This is a genomic window from Nonomuraea sp. NPDC047529 (assembly GCF_040642995.1).
Taxonomy (GTDB): domain Bacteria; phylum Actinomycetota; class Actinomycetes; order Streptosporangiales; family Streptosporangiaceae; genus Nonomuraea.
Window position 1 is genome coordinate 26,010 of record NZ_JBEYTJ010000047.1, and the last position, 23,646, is coordinate 49,655.

Below are 23,646 nucleotides of genomic sequence, written 5' to 3' on the forward strand. Positions count from 1 at the left end.
GGGGGCCGTAGCGTCGAGGGGGACCGCCCCCCCGCACCGGAAGGAACCCCATGGGCACCTGCGGCCGCCGCATTCCGCTCGCCACGTCCGTCGTCGCGCTGGTGGCGGGCCCGGCGGCGTGCGTGTCGAGGGTGGTGCCGGCGAACCTCGCGCGGATCGTGACCGGCTCACCAATAAGCTGGACCAAGGGTGCAAGCCGGGACTTAAGGAACATGGGCGAGGGCGGATGAGCAGGCTGCGGAAGGCCCTCGCGACCCTGCGCGCGGATCTGTGGACGACGGCCCTTGACCCCCTGCCCCGCATGGGCGGGCCGCGCGCCCTGTCCCGGCTGCCGCACGCCGTCGTCGTCCTGTACGCGACGGCCATGGGCCTGTACCCCGGCGGAGAGGGCATCGACCCGACCGTCCCGCTGCTGGCCATGGCCATGGCGGCGGCCATGGTGCTGGCGATGTGGCGGCCGGTGCCCGCCTGGTGGGCGACGATCGTGCTCATGGTCGCCGGGGCGCGGTCGGGCATGGTCTACGTGGCGAATGATCTGAGCTTCCCCTGGACGGTGCATCCCGAGGCGTACGAGGGGCTGCCCTTCTCGCAGGCCAGACCGCTCGCCTTCCCGTGGACGGGCTCCGGCGTCGCCCTGCAGGCCGGCGTGCTGTTCCTGCTGGCGCTGCGGGTACGCCCCCGCGTCGCCGTCAAGGCGCTGGCGATCACCGCGCTGACCGGGGTGGCGATCGTGGCGCTCATGCCGGAGGCCAACGGGGGCGGGCTGGGGGTGACGGCCCTGATGGCCGACGCGGTCGCGGTCGCCGTCGGGGCCGGGGTTCGCCAGCTCAGGACGACCCGTACCCGGCTGGAGGCCCAGGAGGGGCTGACCGCCGAGGAACGGGCCCGCCGCACGCTGCTGGAGGAGCGCAGCAGGATCGCCCGCGAGCTGCACGACGTGGTCGCCCACCACATGTCGGTGATCTCCATCCAGGCGCAGGTCGCGCCGCACCTGGTGAACGACCCGCCGCAGGAGCTGAGGGAGAACCTGGCGGGCATCCGCCAGAACGCCGTCGAGGCGCTGACCGAGCTGCGCCGGGTCCTGGGCGTGCTGCGCGCGCAGGATCAGCCGGGCGACGCGCCGCAGCCCACGCTCGACCGGCTGGACGAGCTGCTGGCGAACGTGCGCGGCGCGGGCGTCACGCTCACCGCCGAGATCGCCGGGCGGGCGCGTCCGCTGTCGCCGGGCGTGGAGCTGTCGGCGTACCGGATCGTGCAGGAGGCGCTCAGCAACGCCATGCGGCACGCGCCCGGCGCGGCGGTGACGGTCCGGCTGGAGTACCGGCCGGGCTCGCTCGCGATCAGGGTCGTCAACGGTCCGCCCGGCAGGCCGGCGCGGCCCTCGCCCGGCGCCGGGCACGGGCTGCTCGGCATGCGCGAGCGCGCCGCCATGCTGGGCGGCGACCTGGTCGCCGGGCCCACGCCTGCGGGCGGTTACGAGGTCAGCGTGTTCCTGCCGGTCGACCAGGAGAAAGGCATCCAGGCCACCTCATGACGAGCATCCGCGTGCTCATCGCCGACGACCAGGTCATGGTCCGTCAGGGCTTCACCGTGCTGCTCAACGCCGAGCCCGGGATCGAGGTCGTGGGTCAGGCCGTCAACGGGCTCGACGCCGTCGCCCAGGTCGCCGAGCTGGACCCCGACGTCGTCCTCATGGACGTGCGCATGCCCGAGCTCGGCGGCATCGAGGCCACCCGCCGGATCGCCGCCCGTCCGGACGCGTCGGCGAAGGTGCTGGTCCTGACCACGTTCGACCTCGACGACTACGTCTACGAGGCGCTGCGCGCCGGGGCGTCCGGCTTCCTGCTCAAGGACGCCTCGGCGGCCGAGCTGGCCCACGCGGTGCGGGTGGTGGCGGCCGGCGACGCGCTGCTGGCCCCGAACCTCACCAAGCGCCTGATCGCCGAGTTCACCCGGGTCAGCGGCGCGCGGCGCGCGCCGCTGAAGGAGCGCGTGGGCGACCTGACCGAGCGCGAGACCGAGGTGCTGTCGCTGATCGCGCAGGGCCTGTCGAACGCCGAGATCGCCGAGCGCCTGGTGGTCGCCGAGCAGACGGTCAAGACCCATGTGAGCCGGATCCTGGTCAAGCTCGGGCTGCGCGACCGTACGCAGGCGGCGGTCTTCGCGTACGAGACGGGGCTCGTCCGCCCCTCGGGCTACTAGCCTCAGGCGGCGACCAGCCGGACGATCTCGCGCGGCCGGGCCTCGCGCTCGTCGAAGGCCACGTCGACGTCGGCGGTCCCGAGCGCGGCCAGCGACGCGGCGAAGGCCTCGTCGGACTCCCAGCGCACGATGGAGACCACCGCGTCCTCCGACAGCCAGCACTCGGCCGACAGGCAGCCGGGCATGCCCCGGAACGCCTCGGCCACCTTGCGCACCCGCCCGACGAACTCCTCCCGGTACGCGGCCTGCGGGTAGTGCTTGGCGATCATCGCGACGTTCATGGAATTCTCCTCTGTGTTGGTCAACATAGAATATGATTGTTAGCACAGAGGAGGTGGCATGACAACGCGACGGGAACAGACCAGCAACGAGAGCCGCGAGCTGATCCTCAACGCGGCGGCCGAGCTGTTCGCCGAGAAGGGCTACCGGCAGACCACGTTCCACGACGTGGCCCGGCGCTCGGGCATCAGCCGCGGCTCCATCCCGTGGCACTTCGGCGGCAAGGAGGGCCTGCTGCTGGCCGTGCTCGAACGTTCGGTGGCCAGGGTGCGCGACGGCCTGGCCGCCGTCCCCGAGACCGGCGATCCGGGGTTCGAGCCGTTCGATCAGGGGGTCGGCGCGCTGTTCGCCCTTCCGACCACCAAGCTCTTCGTCACCCTGCTGGTCGAGGCGCTGGAGCCCGGCTCGCCCGTCCGCGACCGCTACGTCGAGATCCACGAGGCGCTGCGCGACCACTGCCGGCGCTGGCTCGAACGCCTCCCGCTGCCGCCTGGCCTGCCGGCGGAGCCCCTGGCCGTCGCGCTCGTCGGCGCCGGCATCGGCATCCACCAGCAGTGGCTGCTCGCCCCGGAACGCGTCGACCACGCCGAGGCCCTGGCCGCCCTCCGCGCCCTGGTCGCCGCACTCCTGCCCCCGGCGCACGACTGACCGCGGCGCGGGCTAACCTTCCGCGCGGTCGGCCGCGATGCGGGCGAGCAGGGGCGGGGTCCAATGGTCGCCGTACGCGGCCCGCAGCCGGGGCAGCCGCCAGTCGCCGCCGGTCACGCGTCCGCGGCACAGGGACGTGCCGCACCGGCAGGGCATCGACCACGTCCCGACCCCGCTGTGGGTGGCGTAGTCGATCGTCAGCGCCTCGCCGGGATCGAGGTCGCGGCGCGCGGCCACCGTGGTCGCGTCGAGGTGCCACAGGGTGGGGTCGCAGGAGTGGTTGCCGAAACGCACCGGGTGATCGGGGTCGAGCAACAGGTGGACGCCCTCGCCGACGGTCAGGCTGCTGTAGGGAGGGGGCAGGCGGGCCAGGGCGTCGTCGTCGATGACCTGGCCGCCGAGCCGCATCACGGGCTCGTCCCGGCTGATCGGGCGGACGGCGAACAGGCCGGTGCCGTGGATCGCGGAGGGCCGGGCCAAGGCGCTCGGGCTGAGCCGGCTCCGGGTCGCGTACGCGTCGCTCAAGGCGGGGTCCTTCCAGGGCGGGGATCTCTCGTCCCGATCATCTCCCGGGTCGTCCGGACAGGACAGGACATCGACGGGTAATGGACGCGTCATGGCCGGTGCCGCCGGGCCGCGGACTGGACATGTCACCAGAGGGGGTGCCCCGGGCGAAAGGGAGGTCGTCATGAAGATCGTCGTGATCGGCGGGACCGGTCTGATCGGGTCGAAGCTCGTGAACAAGCTGGCCGGGGAGGGGCACGAGGCGGTCGCCGCGTCCCCGAGGACGGGCGTCGACGCCGTCACGGGGGAGGGGCTGGCCGAGGTCCTGGAGGACGCGTCGGTCGTCGTGGACGTCTCCAACTCGCCGTCGTTCGAGCGCGCGGCGGCCCTGGAGTTCTTCGAGAGCTCCACGGGCAACCTGATGGCGGCCGAGGCCGCGGCGGGCGTCGGCCACCACGTCGCGCTGTCGGTCGTGGGCGCCGAGCGCATGCCCGACAACGGCTACTTCGCCGCGAAGATCGCCCAGGAGCGGCTGATCGAGAAGTCGGGGATCCCGTACTCGCTGGTGCACGCGACGCAGTTCTTCGAGTTCGTGCGCGCCATCGCCGACGCGTCCACTGTGGACGGCGAGGTGCACATCGCGCCCGTGCTGTTCCGGCCGATCGCGGGCGACGACGTCGCGGCGGCCGTCGGCCGGGTCGCGACCGGGACGCCGCTGAACGGCCGGATCGAGATCGCCGGCCCCGAGCAGTACCGCATGGACGAGTTCTTCCGCAACGCCCTGGCCGGTCTCGGTGACCCGCGCGAGGTGGTCAGGGACGTGCACGCCCGCTACTTCGGCAGCGAGCTGAGCGAGCGCTCGCTGGTGCCCGGCGACGACGCCGTCCTGGGGCGGACCACGTACCAGGACTGGGCCGTCGCCCAGTAGGCCGCCGGCGGCCGGAAGGAGGGCCCGCATGTCCCACGACGTACCGGGGAGGCCGCGTTCGACGGCCCGGCGGACGGCGCTGACCGTGCTGCAGGAGGTCCGTCCGGCGTTCGGGTTCGTGCCGGATCCGCGCGCCGCCCGCCGCGTCCAGGGCTGAGCGCCGCCCGGAGCGCGGTCAGAACCAGGTGGCCAGGGCCTCCTTCAGCGCCGCGTCCGGTGCGTCGCCCGCCCAGGCGACGACGCCGTCGGGCCGGACCAGCAGGCCGGCGAAGTCGCGGACGTCCACCGGCTTGGCCGCCAGCAGCGGCACGCGGGGGTCGGCCGCCAGGCCGGCCCCGAGGTCCAGCAGCAGCCCCCGCCCGTCGTGGAGATGGTCGCCGACCCGGCTGCCGTCGGCCAGCTCCAGGTCGGGGACGCTCCGGCCGACCAGCGGATGGTCGCCGGGCAGCTCGTAGCGCTGCCAGACGCCCGAGAGCCGCTTGACGAAGTACGTGGTGCCCTCGGTCGTGCCGATCAGGTCGGACACGACGGCCCGCAGCGCCCGGGGACCGGCCTCGGGCCGCATGAGCTGCACCTGGGCGCGGGTCCAGTCGAGCACCCACGCGCCGATGGGGTGGCGTTCGGCGGTGTAGGTGTCGAGCAGCGCCTCGGGCGAGCGGCCCCGGACCACGGCGGCGAGCTTCCATCCGAGGTTGACGGCGTCGCCGATGCCCAGGTTGAGCCCCTGACCGCCGAAGGGCGAGTGGACGTGCGCCGCGTCGCCGGCCAGCAGCACCCGGCCGAGCCGGTAGGTGGTGGCCTGGCGGGCGTTGTCGGTGAAGCGGGTGGCCGTCCTGACGCCGGTGACGGTGACGTCCACGCCGGAGACGGCCCGCAGGCTGGCCTGGAGCTCCTCGGCGGTGACCGGCGTGGTGCGGTCCTCGGGCGGTCCGTCGAACTCGACGGTGAGGATGCGGCCGGGGGTCGGCCCGTTGGCGTAGGTGCCGGTGTCGGTGTGGTTCCAGCCGGCGGCCAGCCCTTCGCCGCCCTCCATCGTCACGACGGCCTGGTGGCCGGTGATCAGCGGGGGCGTGCCGGGGAAGTCGAAGCCGGCCAGGCGGCGCACCGTGCTGCGGCCGCCGTCGCAGCCCACCAGCCACCCGCAGCGGAACTCCCGCTCGCCCGCCCGCACGACGACGCCGTCGGCGGCGGCGGCCTCGAAGCCGGTCAGCTCCACGCCGCGCAGCACGTCCACGCCGAGCTCGGCGGCCCGTTCGCCGAGCACCCGCTCGATGTCCTGCTGCCGGATGCCGGTGAGGCGGGTGGCCGGCCCGCGGTCGGCGAAGTCGGGGTCGCTCTCGTCCACCAGCTCGCTGAGCAGCCACAGCCCGGCGAAGTGCCCGGCGAAGGAGGACACCTTGGGCTGCTCGGCCGCCGCCGCCCCGCCCCGCTGCGCCATGAACGCCTGGATCGCCTTCATGGTCTCGGCCTGCGCCTCCTCCAGCACGGGGAAGAGCCCGCGCCGGTAGAACGCCTCCGCCGTGGGCGTGTTGACCGAGCCCGCCTTGACCGTCTGGTCGATGTCGGTCAGCCGCTCCAGCACCGCCACGCGGACGTCGTGCAACCGCAGCTCACAGGCGAGCATCAGCCCCACGGGACCGCCACCGGAAATGATCACGTCGTAGTCCATGGCGAAAACTATACCCGACTAAACTTTGAGTGCGATACATTTTTTCTGTGAAAGAGACCCCATCGCTCCGCGAACGCAAGAAGGCCGAGACCCGCAAGCGCATCTCCGACCACGGCTCGATGCTCTTCTACGAACGCGGCTTCGACGAGGTGACCATCGGCGAGATCGCCGAGGCGGCGGACGTCTCCAAGGTGACGGTGTTCAACTACTTCCCCCGCAAGGAGGACATCTTCTTCGACCGCATCCCCGAGCTGGTCGACCTGGTCACCGAGACCGTCCGGGGCCGCCGGCCGGGCGAGCCGGTGCTGTCCGCGCTGCGGGACATGCTCGTCCGGCACGCGCGCGAGGGCCACCCGCTCGGCGGGATCGACGACCGGTTCGTGCACTTCTTCCGGGTGGTGATCGGCTCCGCGGCGTTGCGGGCCCGCGCCAGGGAGATCGCCGACGAGCTGGAGGCCGTGCTCGCGGCCCTGATCGACGAGTCCGGCGAGGGGCTGCCCGGCCGGTTGACCGCGGCCATGCTCGTCGGCGCGTTCCGCTCGGCCTACCTGACCGCCGCGGCCCGCCAGCTGGCCGGGGAGAGGGCCGCCGGCGTGCTCGCCGACCACGTCGCCGCCGTGGACCTGGCGTTCGAGGTGCTGGAACGGGGGCTGGCCGGCACGTAGGCGGCGGCATTACCTGACACGTAATCGACGGCATGACCTGCCCCGCGCGAGAGTTCTTCCGTAAGCGCGAGGACTTTGCGGGAGGATCACATGCCGTACTTCGACAGCCACGACGGGACCAGCCTGTTCTACACCGACTGGGGGCAGGGCGAGCCTGTCGTGTTCGTGGCCGGGGCCTGGCTCAGCAGCAGCTCATGGGAGTTCCAGATGATGCCGATGTCGGAGAGCGGCCTGCGCTGCGTCGCCTTCGACAAGCGCGGCCACGGCCGCTCCGACTGGCCCGGCCACGGATACGACTACGACAACCTCGCCGACGACCTGGCGGCGCTGCTGGACCACCTCGACCTGCGCGGCGTGACGCTGGTGGCGCACTCGATGGGCTGCGGCGAGGTGATCCGCTACCTGTCCCGCCACGGGGACGACCGGGTGAGCCGGATCGTGCTGATCTCGCCCACCGCGCCGCTGGCCGTCAGGACGCCCGACAACCCCGACGGCGTCGAGCAGGCCCGCTTCGACGCCGTCGCGGCCGACCGCGCCAAGGACCGCCCGAGGTGGCTGGCCCAGAACGCCCAGGCGTTCTTCGCCACGCACCTGGGCAACAAGATCTCCTCCGAGCTCGTCGAGTGGACCGTGCAGCGCTGCCTCGACTGCTCGGCCAGGGCCGCCCACGAGGTCGTCAGGACCGGCGTCTGCACCGACCTGCGCGAGGAGAGCGCCGCCGTCCGCGTGCCGACCCTGATCATCCACGGCGACGCCGACGCCTCGGCCCCCGTCTGGCTGTGCGGGCGGCGGCTGGCGAAACTGGTGCCGGGCAACGTCTACCACGAGTACGCCGGGGCCGGGCACGGCATCTTCATCACCCACGCCGACCGGCTCAACCAGGACGTGCTCGACTTCATCGCCGGCACCGGCCGCTGAACGCCGTCTCCGCGGGAGGGCCGGCGCACCGGTCAGGAACGGAGAAGCACCCGCCCCCGAACCCCCGCTACCGTGAGGTCATACCCTCGTAGCTGGTCGGATCCGCCCAGGCGACGCAGGCGGGGGGCCCGCGCGAGAGATGGAGAAACGATGAGCACGCACACGCCGCCCGAGCGGCAGGTCGCCGACAGCCACGATCTGATCCGGGTCCACGGCGCGCGCGAGAACAACCTCAAGGACATCAGCGTCGAGATCCCCAAGCGCCGGCTCACGGTGTTCACCGGCGTGTCCGGCTCGGGCAAGAGCTCCCTGGTGTTCGCCACGATCGCCGCCGAGTCGCAGCGGCTGATCAACGAGACCTACAGCACGTTCGTCCAGGGCTTCATGCCGACGCTGGCCCGGCCCGAGGTCGACGTGCTCGAAGGGCTGACCACCGCGATCATCGTCGACCAGCAGCGCATGGGCGCCGACCCCCGCTCCACCGTCGGCACCGCCACCGACACCAACGCGATGCTGCGCATCCTGTTCAGCCGGCTCGGGCAGCCGCACATCGGCTCGCCCAACGCCTACTCCTTCAACGTGCCCTCGGTTCGCGCGACCGGCGCGATCACCGTCGAGCGCGGCTCCAGCAAGACGGTCCGGCAGAGCTTCACCCGCCTGGGCGGCATGTGCCCCCGCTGCGAAGGCCGCGGCACGGTCTCCGACATCGACCTCACCCAGCTCTACGACGACTCCAAGTCGCTGGCCGGCGGCGCCTTCACCATCCCGGGCTGGAAGTCCGACAGCTTCTGGACCGTGCGCGTCTACGCCGAGTCGGGGCTGCTCGACCCCGACAAGCCGATCCGCGACTTCACCAAGCGGGAGATGCAGGACTTCCTCTACCGGGAGCCGACCAAGGTCAAGGTCGAGGGCGTCAACCTCACCTACGAAGGGCTCATCCCGAAGATCCAGAAGACGTTCCTGTCCAAGGACAAGGAGGGCATGCAGCCGCACATCCGCGCCTTCGTCGAACGGGCGGTCACCTTCACCACCTGCCCCGAGTGCGACGGCACCCGGCTCAGCGCCGAGGCCCGGTCCTCGAAGATCGACGGCGTCAGCATCGCCGACGCCTGCCGGATGCAGATCACCGACCTGGCCGCGTGGATCCGCGGCCTCGACCGGCCGTCCGTGGCGCCGCTGCTGGCCACCCTGGGCCGTACGCTCGACTCCTTCGTCGAGATCGGGCTCGGCTACCTGTCCCTCGACCGGCCGGCCGGCACGCTGTCGGGCGGCGAGGCCCAGCGCGTCAAGATGATCCGGCACCTCGGCTCCTCCCTCACCGACACCACGTACGTCTTCGACGAGCCCACCATCGGCCTGCACCCCCACGACATCCAGCGGATGAACGGCCTGCTGGCCAGGCTGCGCGACAAGGGCAACACCGTGCTCGTCGTCGAGCACAAGCCGGAGGCCATCGCCGTCGCCGACCACGTCGTCGACCTCGGCCCCGGCGCCGGCACCGAGGGCGGCACCGTCTGCTTCGAGGGCACCGTCGAGGGGCTGCGGGCCAGTGGCACGGTCACCGGCCGCCACCTCGACGACCGCGCCCGCCTGAAGGAGGAGGTGCGCAAGCCCACCGGGGCGCTGGAGATCCGCGGCGCGGACAAGCACAACCTGCGCGACGTCGACGTCGACATCCCGCTCGGGGTGCTGGTCGTCGTCACCGGCGTGGCCGGTTCCGGCAAGAGCTCGCTCGTGCACGGGTCCGTCCCGGCGGGCGCGGGCGTGGTGTCGATCGACCAGAGCCCGATCCGCGGCTCGCGGCGCAGCAACCCGGCCACCTACACCGGCCTGCTCGACCCGATCCGCAAGGCGTTCGCCAAGGCCAACGGCGTCAAGCCGGCCCTGTTCAGCGCCAACTCCGAGGGTGCCTGCCCCAACTGCAACGGCGCCGGCGTCATCTACACCGACCTGGGCGTGATGGCCGGCGTCGCCACCGTGTGCGACGAGTGCGAGGGCAGGCGCTTCCAGGCCGAGGTGCTGGAGTACCGCTTCGGCGGCCGGGACATCAGCGAGGTGCTGGCGATGCCGGTGACCGAGGCCGAGGACTTCTTCGGCGCGGGCGAGGCGCGCACCCCGGCCGCGCACGCCATCCTCGGCCGGCTCGCCGACGTCGGGCTCGGCTACCTGAGCCTGGGCCAGCCGCTCACCACGCTGTCCGGCGGCGAGCGGCAGCGGCTCAAGCTGGCCACCCAGATGGCCGACAAGAGCGGCAGCGTCTACGTGCTCGACGAGCCCACCACCGGCCTGCACCTCGCCGACGTCGAGCAGCTTCTCGGCCTGCTCGACCGGCTCGTCGACGGCGGCAAGTCGGTGATCGTCATCGAGCACCACCAGGCGGTCATGGCGCACGCCGACTGGATCATCGACCTCGGCCCCGGAGCCGGCCACGACGGCGGCCGGGTCGTCTTCGAGGGCACCCCCGCCGACCTCGTCGCCGCCCGTTCCACGCTGACCGGCGAGCACCTGGCGGCCTACGTCGGGGCCACGAACCCGTGAGGCTGCTCGTCGTCGGCGGCAGCGGCTTCCTGGGCGGCGAACTCGTCCGGCAGGGCGTGGCGGCCGGGCACGAGGTGGCCGCGACCTGCCACAGCCGTCCCGGGGAGGCGTCCGGCGTCGCGTGGTCGCCGCTCGACGTGCGCCGGCGCGCCGACGTCGAGGCGCTGGTCGCCGAGGTCCGGCCGGACGCGGTCGTCAACGCCACCTCCCGGCAGCACGACTGGGCGACCATGGCCACCGGGGCGGCGAACGTCGCCCTGGCCGCCGCCGCGGCGGGCGGTCACCTGGTCCACGTCTCCAGCGACGCCGTCTTCTCCGGGGCCGCGACCCGCTACGACGAGACGTGCCTCCCCGACCCGATCAGCCCGTACGGCGCGGCCAAGGCGGCCGCCGAGACGGCCGTGGCCGCGGTCGCGCCGGACGCGGTGATCGCCAGGACGTCGCTGATCGTCGGCGCCGGCTCGCCGCACGAGGCGCTGGTGCACGCCCTGGCCACCGGCCGGACGAAGGGCGCGCTGTTCACCGACGACGTGCGATGCCCGGTGCACGTCGCCGACCTCGCGGCGGCCCTCCTGGAACTGGCCGCCTCCGGCCGGTCCGGCGTCCACCACGTCGCCGGCGCCGACGCGCTGAGCCGGTACGAACTGGGCCTGCTCGTCGCCCGCCGCGACGGCCTCGACCCGGACCGGATCCCTGCGGGCCTGCGCGCCGGGTCGGGCGTGCCCGGCCCGCTGGACGTGCGCCTCGACTGCGCCGCCACCCGGCGGGCGCTGCGGACCGAGCTGCGCGGTGCGCGACGGTTCCTCGACGCGGCCCGCCCCTGACCTCGCCGCCTCAGAGCCGCTGGTTGATGCGGATCAGGTTGCCCGCCGGGTCGCGTACGGCGCAGTCGCGCACCCCGTACGGCTGCTCGGCCGGCTCCTGGACGATCTCCGCGCCGTTGGCCGCCAGCCGGTCGAAGACGGCGTCGAGGTCGTCCGTGGACAGGTTGATGCCGGCGAAGGTGCCCTTGGCCATCATCTCGACGATGGTGCGGCGCTCGTCCTCGGTGATCCCGCAGCCGTCGGGGACCGGCGGCTGCAGCACGATCGACGTGCCGGGCTGGCCTGCGGGGCCGACGGTGATCCAGCGCATCCCGTCGTAGCCGACGTCGCCGCGCACCTCGAAGCCGAGCGCGTCGCGGTAGAAGGCCAGGGAGGCGTCCGGGTCGTCGTGGGGGAGGTAGCTGGAGTGGATGGTGATGTCCATGCCGGTCACGCTAGCCGCGCCCCGCCTGGCGGCGCTTCTCCGTTCCTGACCGCCGTCCGGCCGCGCGCTCAGCCTGCATCTGGCAGAGGTACCTTCAACAGGGCGCTGGCTGGAATCCTGGCGGCGCCGCAGGCTTGCCGGCATGACAGAGACCTTGCGGAGCGACGCGCGGCTGGGGCTGCGCGGCCGGCTCATCCTGATCACCTTGTGCGGTGCGACGTTCATGACCGGCCTCGACTACTCGATCATCACGGTGGCGTTGCCGGAGATCGGCCGCGACCTGGGCTTCGCCACCGCTTCCGGCCTGCAGTGGGTGGCCACCGCCTGCCTGCTGCCCACGGCTGCGTTGATGCCCCTGTTCGGGCGGGCCTCCGACACGCTGGGCCGGCGCCGCCTGTTCATCGCCGGAGTGCTGACGTTCGCGGCGTTCTCGCTGCTGGCGGGCCTCGCGCCGACCCCCGGCCTGCTGGTCGCGGCGCGGGCCGGGCAGGGCGTGGCGGCGGCCATGATCGGCCCGACCGCGCTGGCCCTGATGACCGCCGCCTTCCCCGAAGGGCCGCGGCGGACGCGGGCGCTGGGCGTCAACGGCGCCCTGCTCTCGCTGGGGTTCGTCATCGGCACGATCGGTGGCGGGCTCATCACCAGCGGACTGAACTGGCGCTGGACGATGCTCATCCTGTTCGGCATCGGCGTCCTCGTGGTGGCGGGCGCGTTCGCCGTGGTCCGCGAGAGCGCCGCCAGGCAGCGGACCCGGCTGGACGTGCCGGGCGCACTGCTGGCCGCCGCCGGCCTGTTCGCCCTGGTCTACGGCATCTCCGCCGGCGACGGGGACGGCTTCGTGACGCCGGTGATCCTGCTCGCCGCGGCGGCCCTGCTGGGCGCGTTCCTCGTCGTCGAGTCCCGGCACCCCGTCCCCCTGGTGCCCCTGCGCCTGCTGCGCCGCCGGACCGTCACGTGGGGGATGACGATCGGGCTGGTGACGTTCGGCATGTGCGGCGGCGCGACGCTGCTGCTCAGCATCTACATGCAGGACGTGCTCGGCTGGTCGCCGTTGCGGACGGGGCTCGGCTTCCTGGGCGAGGGCGTCGCCGCGCTGCTCGCCGGCACCGTCGCGGCCCGGCTGATCGGCGCCAGGGGCACCGCCGCGACCATCGTGCTCGGCCTGGTCGTGCAGGCCGCCGGCACGGCGGCGATGGTGCTGCTGCCGGCCCAGGGCGGGCTGCCGGTGCTGCTGGCCACCTCGGCGGCCATGGGCTTCGGGCACGTGCTGACCGTGGTGGCCGCCATCACCACGATCACCTCCGGCCTGGACGAGGCCGACCAGGGCGTGGCCGGCAGCCTCGCGCAGCTGCCCACGTTCGTCGGAGCCGTGGGCGTTGCGGGGCTGACCGCCGTCGTGGCCGCGCGCACCGAGGCCCTCGTCCCGGTCACCACCCGCGTGCTGGCCACGCTGGGCGGGCTGCACGCCGCCTTCGTCGTGGCGGGGGCGGTCGCCCTGCTCGGCGCGGCGGCCGCCGCGCTGCTCCCGCGCCGCGCCCCCGCCGCACGCCCCGCCGACCGCCGGCTCGCCGCCTGACGGGCGACGCGACCGGTCAGGCGCCGGCGAGCCGGTGCGACGGGACGGGTCGGGCGGCGACGAGTTCGATCAGGCGGCCCAGTCGCTCCGCCGACGGCGTTCCCGGCTCGGCCTGGAACACCGTCACCCCCTGGCCCTCGTCGTCGGGCGTGCGCAGCAGCTCGGCGGTGAGGGTCATGACGCCCACCTCCGGATGCCGGTAGTCGCGGGAGATGGAGGCGCAGTTGCTGACCGGATGCTCCGACCACATCTCCCGGAACTCCGGGCTGCGCACCAGCAGCTCCTCGACCAGGCCGGTCACGCCCTCGTCGCCGGGGAACCTGGACAGCGACCCCTGCAGGTACGCGATGTCGTCCCGGGCCTTGCCCGGCCAGTCCACGTACAGGCGGCGGGCGAAGTCCAGCTCCAGGAAGTCCATGAGGATGAAGTTGGGTCGCTCCTCGGCGTCGAAGGCCCAGTGGGGGGCCAGCAGGGCGTGCGCCGGCCGGTTCCAGGCCAGGATGTCGCCCCGCCGGCCCACCGCGATCGCCGGCGCCCCGGCGAAGGAGTCGACCATGAGCCTGATGCCGGGACGCAGCCGCTCGGGCCGGACCCGTTCCCTGGCCCGCGCGACCCTGGCCAGCCGGTGCAGGTGCCTGACCTCGTCCTCGTCCAGGCGCAGCACGCGGGCGATCGCGTCCAGCACGTCGTCGGAGACGTTCGGGCTCTGCCCCTGCTCCAGACGCGTGTAGTAGCCGACGCTGACCCCGGCCAGCGGGGCCACCTCCTCCCTGCGCAGCCCCGCCACCCGGCGGTGGCGGACGCCGTGACTCAGCCCCAGCTTCTCGGGGCTGAGCCGGGCACGACGGGAACGAAGGAACTCACCAAGCGCGGACCCGGGATACATAGCTCCACAGAATGGCAGAAGCCTCGCGACCGGGTCAGCTGTGGCCCGGGGCGGGCGTGCTCCCCGGTTCCAGCGGCAGCACCGGGATGCGCAGGGTGGTCGTGCCGGTGGTCAGGCGGAAGGTGACGTCGATCGGCGTGGCGCCGAGCGGACGGTCGATGTCCAGGACCTCCAGGTGCGGACGGCTCTGCCCCTCCTGGAGCGAGACGGTCGAGCGAGCCGGCACCGTCACGTTGACGTCCTGCTGCGGCGCGCCCGGCCCCGCACGGTAGACGACCTTCCTGGCGTGCACGGTGGTGACGCCGTCGAGCTTCTGGGGCTGGTCGCTCTCGTTGACCAGCGTCAGGTAGAGGCCCAGGTCGTCGCCCGCCTTCTGCCGGTCCATGGGCGGCGCCAGGATGTGCACGTGCAGCAGCCGCATCGCGCCCACCTGCCCGTCGACCAGCCCCTCCCTGGAGGTGCCCTGGGGGAGGGGCGACTCCCGCTGCCCCGGGTTGCAGGCCGGCAGCAGCGCCAGCACGCAGAGGGCCGACAGGAAGGGCAGCAGCGCTCGCGGGCCCCGTTTTGATGTCCTCATGTTCGTGCCTTCGTGTGGTGTGAGGCCGGTGACGAGGCCACAGCGCGGGCCCGCTCGCACGAGCGCCGCCTGCGGGGGGTTGACCGCAACCACGATGTACCCCCTTGACCGGCCCCCATGCCGGACGCGCCTACCCGCCGGAGTCGCGGTAGAAGCTCAGCCCGGCGTGCTCGGGATCGGTGTAGACCTTCACCGTCCCGTCCGGGTACGCGGCGAACGGCAGGACGACGCCGTCCGGGCACGGGTGCAGGAACATCAGCGTCGGCCCCACGACGACGAACGAACGGGCCTGCGGCGTGGCGTGCTCGGAGCCGTGCTCGGCACGCCAGCTGGCCACCCGGTCGGCCGCGCCGGGCTGCCGGGCGACGTCCTCCACCTTCCCGATCAGGTCCTCGATGGCGACCTGGTCGAGGATCTCGACCTGCACCTGCTGCGGTTCCCCCATGCCGTTCTTCCTTGGCTCGTGTCCTGCCCGCTCCCCGCCCACCCCGGGATGAGCGGCCTACCCCCTGCCCGGTCCGGCGAAACGACGCAGGTCAGAGCCCTGATCGCGCGGCGGGCGCGGCACGGCGTCCCCGCCTCGGCCACCGGACGGATCACCGGCGGCGGCGGTGACGATAGACCGCGTCCCGGCCGGGCAGAGAAGGGGGTTTCTCAGGTTCAGGAGCCCCCATGTCTGGTGATCAGTTCACGCCCTCCGCCCCGCCGGGCGAACCCGGCACGGCCGGCCGGGACGGCCGCGCGTCCGGCCCGCGAACGGACGCGCCGGGCCTGCCCTTCGGCAGGCCCGGACGGCCGTTCGGCAGCACGCCCTTCGTCTTCGGGTTCACCGCCGCGCTCGGTGTGCTGACCGCCTGGCTGCTGGTCCAGGCGCTCACCGCCAGCGCCTCGATGCTCATGCTGATCGTCGTGTCGTTGTTCCTGGCCGTCGGCCTGGACCCCGCCGTGCGGTGGCTGGAGGAGCACGGCCTGCCCCGCTGGGCCGCGATCACCGCGGTGTTCGCGGCGGTGATCGTGCTGTTCGCCGGGTTCGCCATGGCGGTCATCCCGGCGCTGTCGGAGCAGGCGGGCCAGTTCGCCGACCAGTTGCCCACCTACATCCAGCAGTTGCAGAACAACCCCCAGATCCGCGACCTGGACCAGCGCTACCAGCTCCTGGAACGGCTGCAGGCGTACCTGACCAGCGGCGACCTCGGCCGGCAGGTGTTCGGCGGGCTGCTCGGCATCGCCTCGATCGTGGTCAGCGCCGTGTTCTCCACGCTGACCGTGCTCATCCTCACCCTGTACTTCCTGGGCGCGCTGCGCTCGATCACGCGCACCGGCTACCGGCTGATCCCGCGCAGCCGCAGGGACCGGGCCCGGCTGCTCGGCGACGAGATCCTCGCCCGGGTCGGCGGCTACGTGGCCGGCAACCTGATCATCTCCCTGATCGCGGGCGTCACCACGTTCGTCTTCCTGTCGATCGCGGGCGTGCCGTACGCGCTCGCGCTGGCGATCATCGTGGCCCTCACCGACCTCATCCCGCTCATCGGCGCGTTCATCGGCGCGGGCATCGCCACGCTGGTCGCGCTGTTCGCCTCGCTCCCGGTGGCCATCGCCACGCTCATCTTCTTCATCGTCTACCAGCAGATCGAGAACTACCTGATCGCGCCCAAGGTGATGAAGTCGTCCGTGGACGTGCCGGCCGCCGCCACCATCGTGGCCGCCCTCATCGGCGGCGCCCTGCTCGGCGTGGTGGGGGCCCTGCTGGCCATCCCGGTCGCCGCCGCCGTCCAGGTGATCGTCAACCACGTGGTGCTGCCTCGTCAGGAACGTCACTGAGGACGCGGGTGTGAGCGCCTGACCTCGGGGTACCTGGGCCGGACCCGACGCCCGGCAATCTTCGACCCCGGCCGGGCGCCCCGACCCCAGGGAGGCCGTCCATGGACGCGATCGTGCTGCTCAAAGAGGACCACAAGACGGTGGAGAAGCTGTTCAAGGAGTTCGAGAAGGCGGGCTCCGGCGCCCACAAGACCAAGCAGAAGATCGTCGCGCAGGTCATCGAGGAGCTGACCGCGCACACCTACATCGAGGAGACGATCTTCTACCCGGCCGCCCGCGCGGACACGCCGGACACCACCGACCACATCCTGGAGAGCGTCGAGGAACACCACGTCGTCGTCTGGATGCTGGCGGAGCTGAAGGACCTCGACCCGGCCGACGAGCGCTACGACGCCAAGATGACGGTGCTCATGGAGAACGTCCGCCATCACGTCGAGGAGGAGGAGAAGGAGTGGTTCCCGCAGGTGCGCGAGTCCATGGGCCGCAACCGGCTGCGGGAGCTGGGTGAGGAGATGGACAAGGCGAAGGCCGAGGCCCCCCGCGACCCCCTGAAGATCCCCAGCGCCTCCTCCTAGGCGCGGCGCGGGATGGAACGGCTTGGAACGCCCCAACAGGTGCAGGCCGATCCATCCCGATCCAGGAGGAGACCATGACGTACCTGAGGAGAAAGGTGCCGGCGGCGGTACTGGCCGGCGCCGCCCTCGCGGCGGTCGTCGCGACGCCCGCCGCCGCGCGGACGGGCACGCTGTTCGACGGCTTCGGCCGGAACCTCGCCGAGAACGTCGCGCTCGCCGACGCCGAGTCCGACGCCCGCTCGAACGCGCTGCGTCACGGGTTCACGACGTGCCAGGTGTTCGAGTCGGTGACCTCCCAGGACGCGCGTACGCACGTGTTCTCCGCCCTGGTCACGGTGAGTTGCGAGGACGCGGCCCTGTAGGGCGTCACGGTGGGCGCGGCGCGCCGGGCAACCGGACAAGTCCGGCGCGTTTTACCGTCGTCCGACGTGGGGTTGATCTGGCACTAAGGTGTGCCGCATGAATACAACTACGGAGAGTAGCGTCATGCGTACTCTCAGACATGATGTGCCGGCATCGCTGGTGGTGTTCCTCGTCGCGGTGCCCCTCTCGCTCGGCGTGGCCCTGGCCGCGGGGGCGCCGCTGGCCGCCGGGCTCGTCGCCGCCGCCGTGGGCGGCATCGTCGCCGGGCGCCTGGGCGGCTCGGTGGTGCAGGTCAGCGGCCCGACCGCGAGCCTGACGGTGGTGATCGCCGGTCTGGTGCAGACCTACGGCTGGCGCGCCACCTGCCTGATCACGATCGTGGCCGGCGCCCTTCAGGTGCTGCTCGGCGCGTTCAAGGCGGCCCGGGCCGCGCTCGCGGTCTCGCCCGCGGTCGTGCACGGCATGCTCGCCGGGGTCGGCATCATCATCGCGCTCGCCCAGCTGCACGTCGTCCTCGGCGGCAGCCCCGAGCAGTCGCCGTGGGCCAACCTGGCCGAGCTGCCCAGCCAGATCATGGACCTGCACGGCCACAAGGTGATGGTCGGCATCCTCACCATCACGGTCCTGCTGGCCTGGAGCCGGATGCCCAAGCCCGTCCGGGCGATCCCCGCGCCGCTGGCCGCGCTGCTCGCCGCCGCCGTCACCGCCGCGGTGTTCGGCTGGAACGTCACCCGCATCGACCTGTCCGGCGCGATCACCGCGTGGGCGCCTCCGGTGCTGCCGGCCGGCGACTGGCAGCACATCGCCATGGGCGTGCTGCTGGTGGCGCTGGTGGCCGGGGCGGAGTCGCTGCTGTGCTGCGTGGCCACCGACAGCATGCACACCGGCCCCCGCTCCGACCTCGACCGCGAGCTGACCGGCCAGGGTGTGGCCAACATGGTGAGCGGCTTCCTCGGCGGGCTCCCGGTCGCCGGCGTGATCGTGCGCAGCACCACCAACATCCAGGCGGGCGCCCGCACCCGCTGGGCGGCGATCCTGCACGGCGTCTGGGTCCTGCTGTTCGCCCTCTGCCTGGGCTGGACGATCAAGCTGATCCCGATGGAGGCGCTGGCCGCGCTGCTGGTCTTCATCGGCATCAAGACCATCAGCCTCGGCCACCTCAGGAAGGTCCACGGCCACAACGAGGTGCCCGTCTACGTCATGACCATGTCGGGCGTGATCCTGGTCGGGCTCGCCGAGGGCGTCCTGGCCGGGCTGGCGCTGGCCGCGCTGCTGGCGTTGCGGCGGCTGACCCGGGTGACCGTGGACAAGCGGCAGGAACCCGGCGGGGTCATGCACGCGACGGTCTCCGGCTCGCTCACCTTCCTGGGCGTGCCCCGGCTGACCCAGGAGCTGCGCGCCATCCCGCCCGGCGTCGCCGTCGACCTCGACCTGAACATCGACTTCATGGACAACGCCGCCTTCGACGCGATCCACTCCTGGCGGCTCGACCACGAACGCCTGGGCGGTACGGTCACCATCGACGAGCTGCACGACGAGTGGTACACGATGGCGGCCAGCGGCGGGCGCATGTTCCCGGCCAAGAGCCCGCCCAAGGCGCCCGGCCGCTGGTGGCTGCCGTGGACCCACCGCGGTCGTCCGCTGTCGGCCACGGCGGCGATCGAGTGCCGGCTCGCCCAGGGCGCGGACGAGTTCCACAAGCGCACGGCCCCGCTGCTGCGGCCCATCTTCACCCAGCTCGCCACCCAGCAGCGTCCCTCCCACCTGTTCATCACCTGCGCCGACTCCCGGGTCGTGCCCAGCCTGATCACCTCCAGCGGGCCCGGCGACCTGTTCACGGTCCGCAACATCGGCAACCTGGTGCCGTGCGCCGGCTCCGAGCCGCACGACGACTCGGTGGCCGCCGCCATCGAGTACGCCACCGGCGTCCTGAACGTGCACACCATCACCGTCTGCGGGCACTCCGGCTGCGGCGCGATGGCGGCGCTGCTGAAGGGCCCGGCGACCATCGAGGGCCTGCCGCAGCTCAGCCGCTGGCTCCGGCACGGCCGTCCCAGCATCGACCGGCTCGGCGAGGACGGCCACGACACCTCCGCCGAGGACGCCTCGCTCGACGCGCTGTGCCGGCTCAACATCCAGCAGCAGCTGGAGAACCTGCGGACCTACCGCAAGGTCGACGAGCAGGTCAGAGCGGGGCAGCTGACGCTGGTCGGCCTGTACTTCGAGATCGGTTCGGCGCGGGTGCACCACGTGCCGCCGCGCACCCCCGAAACCCCGGAGTCCGGTGGCCAGCTGCCGACCGAGCCCACCCCGCTGTAGGCGCGTGCCCGCCGCGCCGGTCCGCCCGGCGCGGCGGGGTCACACGACGTGGTTGCGCAGGCCCAGCTCCTCCGGATAGGGCGAGAAGTATGTCTGGTCCTGGACGTACGTGGCCGCCTCGCCCCTGGCATGGTGGCGCAGCAACGTGAGCGGCACGCTCAGCGCCACCCGGTGCGCCGCGTACGAGCCGATGACCTCGACGAGGTCGGCGCGGCGCACCGGGTCCAGCTCGTCCCCGACCATGCCGAGGCAGTGTTGCAGCACGTTGACGTTGCGCCCGATCGACGCCTTGACCGCCATCGCCTCCTGGAACGCCCTGCCGTACTCCTCGGCGAGCTCCTCGCGCGGCCGGACGCCCGCGGCGGCCACCAGGCGGCCGGTCTCGCGGTAGCCGTCGGGGGAGTGGGCCAGCAGTTGCATCTTGTGCCGGGCCTGGAAGGCGACCAGGTCGCGCGGCCGCCAGTCGCCCTCCAGCAGCTCGCGCAGCCGCGCGTGGGCGAAGATGCGCTCGACGAACGCCTCCCGCAGGACCGCGTCGTTGAGCCGCCCCTCGTCCTCGACGGGCAGCAGCGGGTGGCCCTCGATCACCGCGTCGGCGAACAGGCCCCGGTTGTTCCTGGTCACCGCGTTGTCCCCGGCGTAGAGCGGGATGCCGTGGATGCCGCAGCTCGGGCTCTTGGCCTTGAACACGTAACCGTCGGCCGCCAGGCGCGGGGAGCGTTCGGCGGCCAGGTCGTCCATGGCGGCGGTGAGGTCGCGGCGGCTCTGCCGGGTCATCAGGCGGGGGCCGGCGGGGGAACGTTCCAGGCGCAACGTCTCGCGGGGCGCGCCGAGGCCGATCTCCATCTCGGGGCAGATCGGCACCCAGTCCACGAACGGCGCCAGCTCCTGCGTCAGGAATCGGGCGCGGCTGTGCCCGCCGTTGTGCCGTACGGGCTCGCCGAGCAGGCAGCTCGACACCGCCACCCGTGGCCTGCCCCAACCGTGCGCCTCCACCATGTCCTGACAGATGCCCACCACAGGCGTCCGCACGCCACGAAGATTTGTCGCAACCAGGGCGTAGCGTTCAGGCATGACGAATGCGCACATTCCGCTTGATGGCGAGCAGTGGCAGCCCGGGGATCTCGTCGTCGACGCCGACGGCGGCCTGTTCACGCGCGCGAGTGCGCAGGACCAGGCGGACGGTGTGCCGTGGGGGCGTCCCCGGCACACCGCCCGGCACGCCGACGGGAGCACCCACGTGCCGGCGGGCGAGGCGGGGGAGCAGGTGCCCGCTCGCCCGCTGACGCTGCTGCTCCGCGACGGGCGGCCGGCGCTGCCGGTCGTACCGGCGGACGCGGCGACCGTGCTCGGCACGCAGGCCCGGCAGACCGCGGCGCTGGCCGGGGTCGGCGGCCTGTTCCTGGCCGCCACCGCCTTCGACCCGGACGGCGCCGGCGACCCGAGGGCGGCCCGGCTGCGCGCGGACCTGCTGGATCACGTGGTGGTGGTGGACGACGCGGAGGAACTGACGGCGATGTTCGGCGGCGCGGCCGACGGGCTGCTCGTCGAGCTGGCGGAATGGCACCAGCGCATCGTTGGCGAGACCGCCTGACCGGCCCCCGGCCTTCGCCGGCGAGCGCGACGGACACCCGTAGCGGGACCGTCAGCCGGTCCTGGCGCGCAGGCTGCGCGCCAGGACGGGGATCACCACCGTCGCCGGGACGAGGTGGAGCCCGAGGAGGGCGGTCGACCCCGTCCAGCCGCGTGTCCGTACTCATCACCGGGGCGGCGCCGGGGGCAACTGGGACACCGGGTGCAGTACGGGCCTCAGTTTGCGCCGCACCAGCCGGCGGATGGTCCACACATGCCTCAGTCGCGGCACGGTCGGCGGGAACGGGGTGAACCGCGGACGCCACGCGTGGTCGAAGGACAGGATTCCCTGGAGCGGGAAGTCCCAGCGGAGGCCCTTGGCGTGCGGGTCGGGCGGCGGGACGTCCGGCAGCAGCGGTAGGGGCGGCCAGTCGACGTCCGGCTCGGCGGACGACCTCGTCGCGTACTCCTGGGCGGCGCTCTCCCGGAAGGCGTGGTAGATCTCGTCGTCATAGACGAGCAGCAGCAGCCGGACGGGCGTGGTGGTGCGGAGCGCCTCGGTGAACTCCCACATCGTCCCGGGACCGGGGGCCGCCGTCATGATCACCGCGTGCGCGCCCCGGATCAGCCCGCTCACCGTGCCCTGCCAGTCGTCGACCGGCAGATATCCGCGTTCGGCCCCCAGCTCCGGCAGGCGTTCGCCGGGTTGCCCGATCGCGACGACGCGACCCAGCCCGCGGAACTGACGCACCAGGAACTCCTCCTGCGTCCCGGGCAGCTCGAAGGGCGAACGGGTGGTCCAGCCCGGAGCCTGGTCCGGGGGCAGGGCCATCGCGGGGTCGACGGCGAAGGGGCGCAGATAGAGCAGATACCGTTTCCCGGCGAGCTCCTCGAACGACGGGATGATCCGGTGGCGGTGCCGCCTTCCCCGTTTCAGGAGATCGGCGCTGACACCGTAGAGCAGCATCGGAGGCACCACGATCGCGACCGCGATCAGCGGCGGCGCCCACAAGGGAAGATCCGCATCGGACACCAGCTCTTTGTACAGCGAGCTGCCGATGAGAGGCACCAACAATGCCAGGGCGCCCAGTGTCCATCCCAGAACGGTCAACACCCGTCCGCGGGCGGGGCTTTGAACGGCCCGGCCGTCAATGTGGCCGCCGTCGTCACGTGGTCGTCGGAAGGGGCCGATGGCGGTCGCCAGAAGGTTGTTGACGGTGGCGATGACGATGATCAGCCAAGGAATGTGAAAGTCATGGGAAATGCTGAATTTGGTGGCGATGACCGACACGCCGGCTGCCGTGATCGTGACCAGCGTCGCGACATGGACAAACGTCTCGGGCCTGCTCGGGCGTTCGGTGAGCAGAATGTTGATGGCCGCGCCGAGTATCCCCGCCGCCAGAATGGGAAAGAGCATCTCGGCGACCACGTCGCCGACGAAGAGCGCCAATTGAATGAACGGGGTGTCCAGGTCGTCGCGGATCGCGATGTAGGAAAGTGTGGCGAACTGCCGGCGTTCCTGCGCGTAGCTCACCATTGCCACCCACACGGCCGCGAACACCGTGGCGACCAGGCACATCCTGATCACCAGGGTGTTCGCCGCGGCCATGGGTGAATCGGAATTCCGGCCGTGACGAACGTCATGCGTTGTTGCGACCGCCTGGATGAGCGCGGCGGCAACGGCGGTCCACGTGACGGCACCGGAAACGGGGGACACCCGCCCATGGTCGCACAGCAAGAATGTCGCCGGCCTGAACTTGAGAATGGCGCAGACCCGCATACTCGAATGGAGACTGCCGCCGGCCTGGAATGGCGCAGTACGCCGTCCCCGGTCAGGACGCGGGCCGGGCGAGCGTATAACCGAGCATCGGCCACACCTCGCCCTTGACCTCCTGCGTCTCGTCCCGCCGTGGATCACGACGGAACCCCGTGCGCGATGCCACCAGCCGCGAGGCGACGTTGTCGCGATGCGCACGCAGCCACAGCTCGCCCAGGCCGACGTTCCGGAAGGCCCAGGCGCTGAACAGGGCCACGGCCCTGGTCGCCGCCCCGCGCCCGCGCGCCTCGGCGGCCACCCAGTAGGAGATCTCCCCGAACCGGCCGTCATGCCGCAGCGCGATGTTGCCCAGCCGCCGCCCGGTGACCGAGTCGCAGACGAGGAAGCCCTCGTCGGCCGCCGACTCGCGCAGCCGGACGATCGCGGCCAGCACCTGCGCGGCGTCCAGGGTCGGCGAGTCGGTCGTGAACCGCTGGATGAGCGGGTCGCGCACGCTCTCGGCGTACCAGCCGGCGTCCTCGTCGGTCCACGCGCGGAGCCGTACCACCCCGTCGTCCAGTTCATGATCGTGCATGGCCGAA

25 protein-coding genes are annotated in these 23,646 nt (G+C 72.5%); 15 read left to right on the top strand and 10 right to left on the bottom strand.

The window, feature by feature from the left end; all coding sequences use genetic code 11:
• The first annotated feature begins 226 nt into the window (after positions 1–226).
• Together ABZ815_RS44885 and ABZ815_RS44890 are read left to right on the top strand one after the other, a co-directional pair.
• Positions 227–1,534, top strand: a complete 1,308-nt coding sequence (locus ABZ815_RS44885) for a sensor histidine kinase (RefSeq protein WP_357707854.1) — start codon at positions 227–229, stop codon at positions 1,532–1,534.
• On the top strand, positions 1,531–2,202 hold the full coding sequence (locus tag ABZ815_RS44890) for a response regulator transcription factor (RefSeq protein ID WP_357707856.1): 672 nt from the start codon (positions 1,531–1,533) through the stop codon (positions 2,200–2,202). Before ABZ815_RS44885 ends, ABZ815_RS44890 begins: the two co-directional genes overlap by 4 nt.
• 2 nt (positions 2,203–2,204) lie before the next feature.
• On the opposite strand, the gene ABZ815_RS44895 is transcribed toward ABZ815_RS44890, so the two are convergent.
• Positions 2,205–2,483 carry an antibiotic biosynthesis monooxygenase family protein gene (locus tag ABZ815_RS44895; protein ID WP_357707858.1) on the bottom strand — a complete coding sequence of 93 codons (279 nt, stop codon included), beginning with the start codon at positions 2,481–2,483 and terminating at the stop codon, positions 2,205–2,207.
• A 58-nt stretch (positions 2,484–2,541) separates the two neighbouring features.
• Between ABZ815_RS44895 and ABZ815_RS44900 the strand changes: the two genes are divergently transcribed.
• The gene (locus ABZ815_RS44900) at positions 2,542–3,129 is read left to right on the top strand and encodes a TetR/AcrR family transcriptional regulator (RefSeq protein WP_357707859.1); all 588 of its coding nucleotides are present in this window, start codon (positions 2,542–2,544) and stop codon (positions 3,127–3,129) included.
• Positions 3,130–3,141: 12 nt separating this feature from the next.
• Here ABZ815_RS44900 and ABZ815_RS44905 read toward each other — a convergent pair whose 3' ends face one another.
• Positions 3,142–3,654: an SET domain-containing protein-lysine N-methyltransferase gene (locus ABZ815_RS44905; RefSeq protein ID WP_357707861.1), complete on the bottom strand. Its 513-nt coding sequence runs from the start codon at positions 3,652–3,654 to the stop codon at positions 3,142–3,144.
• Positions 3,655–3,817: 163 nt separating this feature from the next.
• Here ABZ815_RS44905 and ABZ815_RS44910 point away from each other — a divergent pair, with 163 nt between their 5' ends.
• Positions 3,818–4,561, top strand: coding sequence for an SDR family oxidoreductase (locus ABZ815_RS44910; protein ID WP_357707863.1), 744 nt, complete (start codon positions 3,818–3,820; stop codon positions 4,559–4,561).
• 28 nt (positions 4,562–4,589) lie between these two features.
• The gene (locus ABZ815_RS44915) at positions 4,590–4,718 is read left to right on the top strand and encodes a hypothetical protein (RefSeq protein ID WP_357707865.1); all 129 of its coding nucleotides are present in this window, start codon (positions 4,590–4,592) and stop codon (positions 4,716–4,718) included.
• Positions 4,719–4,736: 18 nt separating this feature from the next.
• On the opposite strand, the gene ABZ815_RS44920 is transcribed toward ABZ815_RS44915, so the two are convergent.
• On the bottom strand, positions 4,737–6,230 hold the full coding sequence (locus ABZ815_RS44920) for an FAD-dependent oxidoreductase (protein ID WP_357707866.1): 1,494 nt from the start codon (positions 6,228–6,230) through the stop codon (positions 4,737–4,739).
• 47 nt (positions 6,231–6,277) lie between these two features.
• Here ABZ815_RS44920 and ABZ815_RS44925 point away from each other — a divergent pair, with 47 nt between their 5' ends.
• The 4 genes from ABZ815_RS44925 (at position 6,278) to ABZ815_RS44940 (ending at position 11,175) form a co-directional block, all read left to right on the top strand.
• Positions 6,278–6,895, top strand: a complete 618-nt coding sequence (locus ABZ815_RS44925) for a TetR family transcriptional regulator (RefSeq protein WP_357707867.1) — start codon at positions 6,278–6,280, stop codon at positions 6,893–6,895.
• Between the two features lie 90 nt (positions 6,896–6,985).
• Positions 6,986–7,813 (top strand): alpha/beta hydrolase, encoded by an 828-nt coding sequence (locus ABZ815_RS44930; RefSeq protein ID WP_357707869.1) that lies wholly within the window; start codon positions 6,986–6,988, stop codon positions 7,811–7,813.
• 150 nt (positions 7,814–7,963) lie between these two features.
• On the top strand, positions 7,964–10,351 hold the full coding sequence (locus tag ABZ815_RS44935; protein WP_357707871.1) for an excinuclease ABC subunit UvrA: 2,388 nt from the start codon (positions 7,964–7,966) through the stop codon (positions 10,349–10,351).
• A complete protein-coding gene (locus tag ABZ815_RS44940) occupies positions 10,348–11,175 on the top strand; it encodes a sugar nucleotide-binding protein (protein ID WP_357707872.1) in 828 nt (275 codons plus the stop codon). The genes ABZ815_RS44935 and ABZ815_RS44940 overlap by 4 nt, the downstream gene beginning before the upstream one ends.
• 10 nt (positions 11,176–11,185) lie before the next feature.
• On the opposite strand, the gene ABZ815_RS44945 is transcribed toward ABZ815_RS44940, so the two are convergent.
• Positions 11,186–11,599 (bottom strand): VOC family protein, encoded by a 414-nt coding sequence (locus tag ABZ815_RS44945; RefSeq protein WP_357707873.1) that lies wholly within the window; start codon positions 11,597–11,599, stop codon positions 11,186–11,188.
• 142 nt (positions 11,600–11,741) lie between these two features.
• Between ABZ815_RS44945 and ABZ815_RS44950 the strand changes: the two genes are divergently transcribed.
• Positions 11,742–13,175 carry an MFS transporter gene (locus tag ABZ815_RS44950; protein WP_357707874.1) on the top strand — a complete coding sequence of 478 codons (1,434 nt, stop codon included), beginning with the start codon at positions 11,742–11,744 and terminating at the stop codon, positions 13,173–13,175.
• A 16-nt stretch (positions 13,176–13,191) separates the two neighbouring features.
• Here ABZ815_RS44950 and ABZ815_RS44955 read toward each other — a convergent pair whose 3' ends face one another.
• The 3 genes from ABZ815_RS44955 to ABZ815_RS44965 form a co-directional block, all read right to left on the bottom strand.
• A complete protein-coding gene (locus tag ABZ815_RS44955; RefSeq protein ID WP_357707875.1) occupies positions 13,192–14,061 on the bottom strand; it encodes a helix-turn-helix transcriptional regulator in 870 nt (289 codons plus the stop codon).
• 34 nt (positions 14,062–14,095) lie between these two features.
• Positions 14,096–14,638, bottom strand: a complete 543-nt coding sequence (locus ABZ815_RS44960; RefSeq protein ID WP_357707877.1) for a hypothetical protein — start codon at positions 14,636–14,638, stop codon at positions 14,096–14,098.
• A gap of 130 nt (positions 14,639–14,768) precedes the next feature.
• Positions 14,769–15,083, bottom strand: a complete 315-nt coding sequence (locus tag ABZ815_RS44965; protein WP_357707879.1) for a hypothetical protein — start codon at positions 15,081–15,083, stop codon at positions 14,769–14,771.
• Between the two features lie 227 nt (positions 15,084–15,310).
• Here ABZ815_RS44965 and ABZ815_RS44970 point away from each other — a divergent pair, with 227 nt between their 5' ends.
• The 4 genes from ABZ815_RS44970 (at position 15,311) to ABZ815_RS44985 (ending at position 19,716) form a co-directional block, all read left to right on the top strand.
• Entirely contained in the window at positions 15,311–16,459 is a 1,149-nt protein-coding gene (locus ABZ815_RS44970; RefSeq protein ID WP_357707880.1) for an AI-2E family transporter, read from the top strand.
• Positions 16,460–16,560: 101 nt separating this feature from the next.
• Complete coding sequence (locus tag ABZ815_RS44975) at positions 16,561–17,034, top strand: hemerythrin domain-containing protein (protein ID WP_357707881.1); 474 nt, start codon at positions 16,561–16,563, stop codon at positions 17,032–17,034.
• A 74-nt stretch (positions 17,035–17,108) separates the two neighbouring features.
• Complete coding sequence (locus ABZ815_RS44980) at positions 17,109–17,396, top strand: hypothetical protein (protein WP_357707882.1); 288 nt, start codon at positions 17,109–17,111, stop codon at positions 17,394–17,396.
• 124 nt (positions 17,397–17,520) lie between these two features.
• Positions 17,521–19,716: a SulP family inorganic anion transporter gene (locus ABZ815_RS44985; RefSeq protein ID WP_357707883.1), complete on the top strand. Its 2,196-nt coding sequence runs from the start codon at positions 17,521–17,523 to the stop codon at positions 19,714–19,716.
• Between the two features lie 39 nt (positions 19,717–19,755).
• Here the strand turns inward: ABZ815_RS44985 and ABZ815_RS44990 are convergent, their stop codons facing one another.
• Positions 19,756–20,715 carry a DUF523 and DUF1722 domain-containing protein gene (locus tag ABZ815_RS44990; protein ID WP_357707923.1) on the bottom strand — a complete coding sequence of 320 codons (960 nt, stop codon included), beginning with the start codon at positions 20,713–20,715 and terminating at the stop codon, positions 19,756–19,758.
• 73 nt (positions 20,716–20,788) lie between these two features.
• Here ABZ815_RS44990 and ABZ815_RS44995 point away from each other — a divergent pair, with 73 nt between their 5' ends.
• Positions 20,789–21,310 (top strand): hypothetical protein, encoded by a 522-nt coding sequence (locus ABZ815_RS44995; protein ID WP_357707884.1) that lies wholly within the window; start codon positions 20,789–20,791, stop codon positions 21,308–21,310.
• Between the two features lie 165 nt (positions 21,311–21,475).
• On the opposite strand, the gene ABZ815_RS45000 is transcribed toward ABZ815_RS44995, so the two are convergent.
• Both ABZ815_RS45000 and ABZ815_RS45005 read right to left on the bottom strand, forming a co-directional pair.
• Positions 21,476–23,005: a hypothetical protein gene (locus ABZ815_RS45000; RefSeq protein WP_357707885.1), complete on the bottom strand. Its 1,530-nt coding sequence runs from the start codon at positions 23,003–23,005 to the stop codon at positions 21,476–21,478.
• A 115-nt stretch (positions 23,006–23,120) separates the two neighbouring features.
• Positions 23,121–23,639 carry a GNAT family N-acetyltransferase gene (locus tag ABZ815_RS45005; protein WP_357707886.1) on the bottom strand — a complete coding sequence of 173 codons (519 nt, stop codon included), beginning with the start codon at positions 23,637–23,639 and terminating at the stop codon, positions 23,121–23,123.
• Positions 23,640–23,646: the final 7 nt, after the last annotated feature.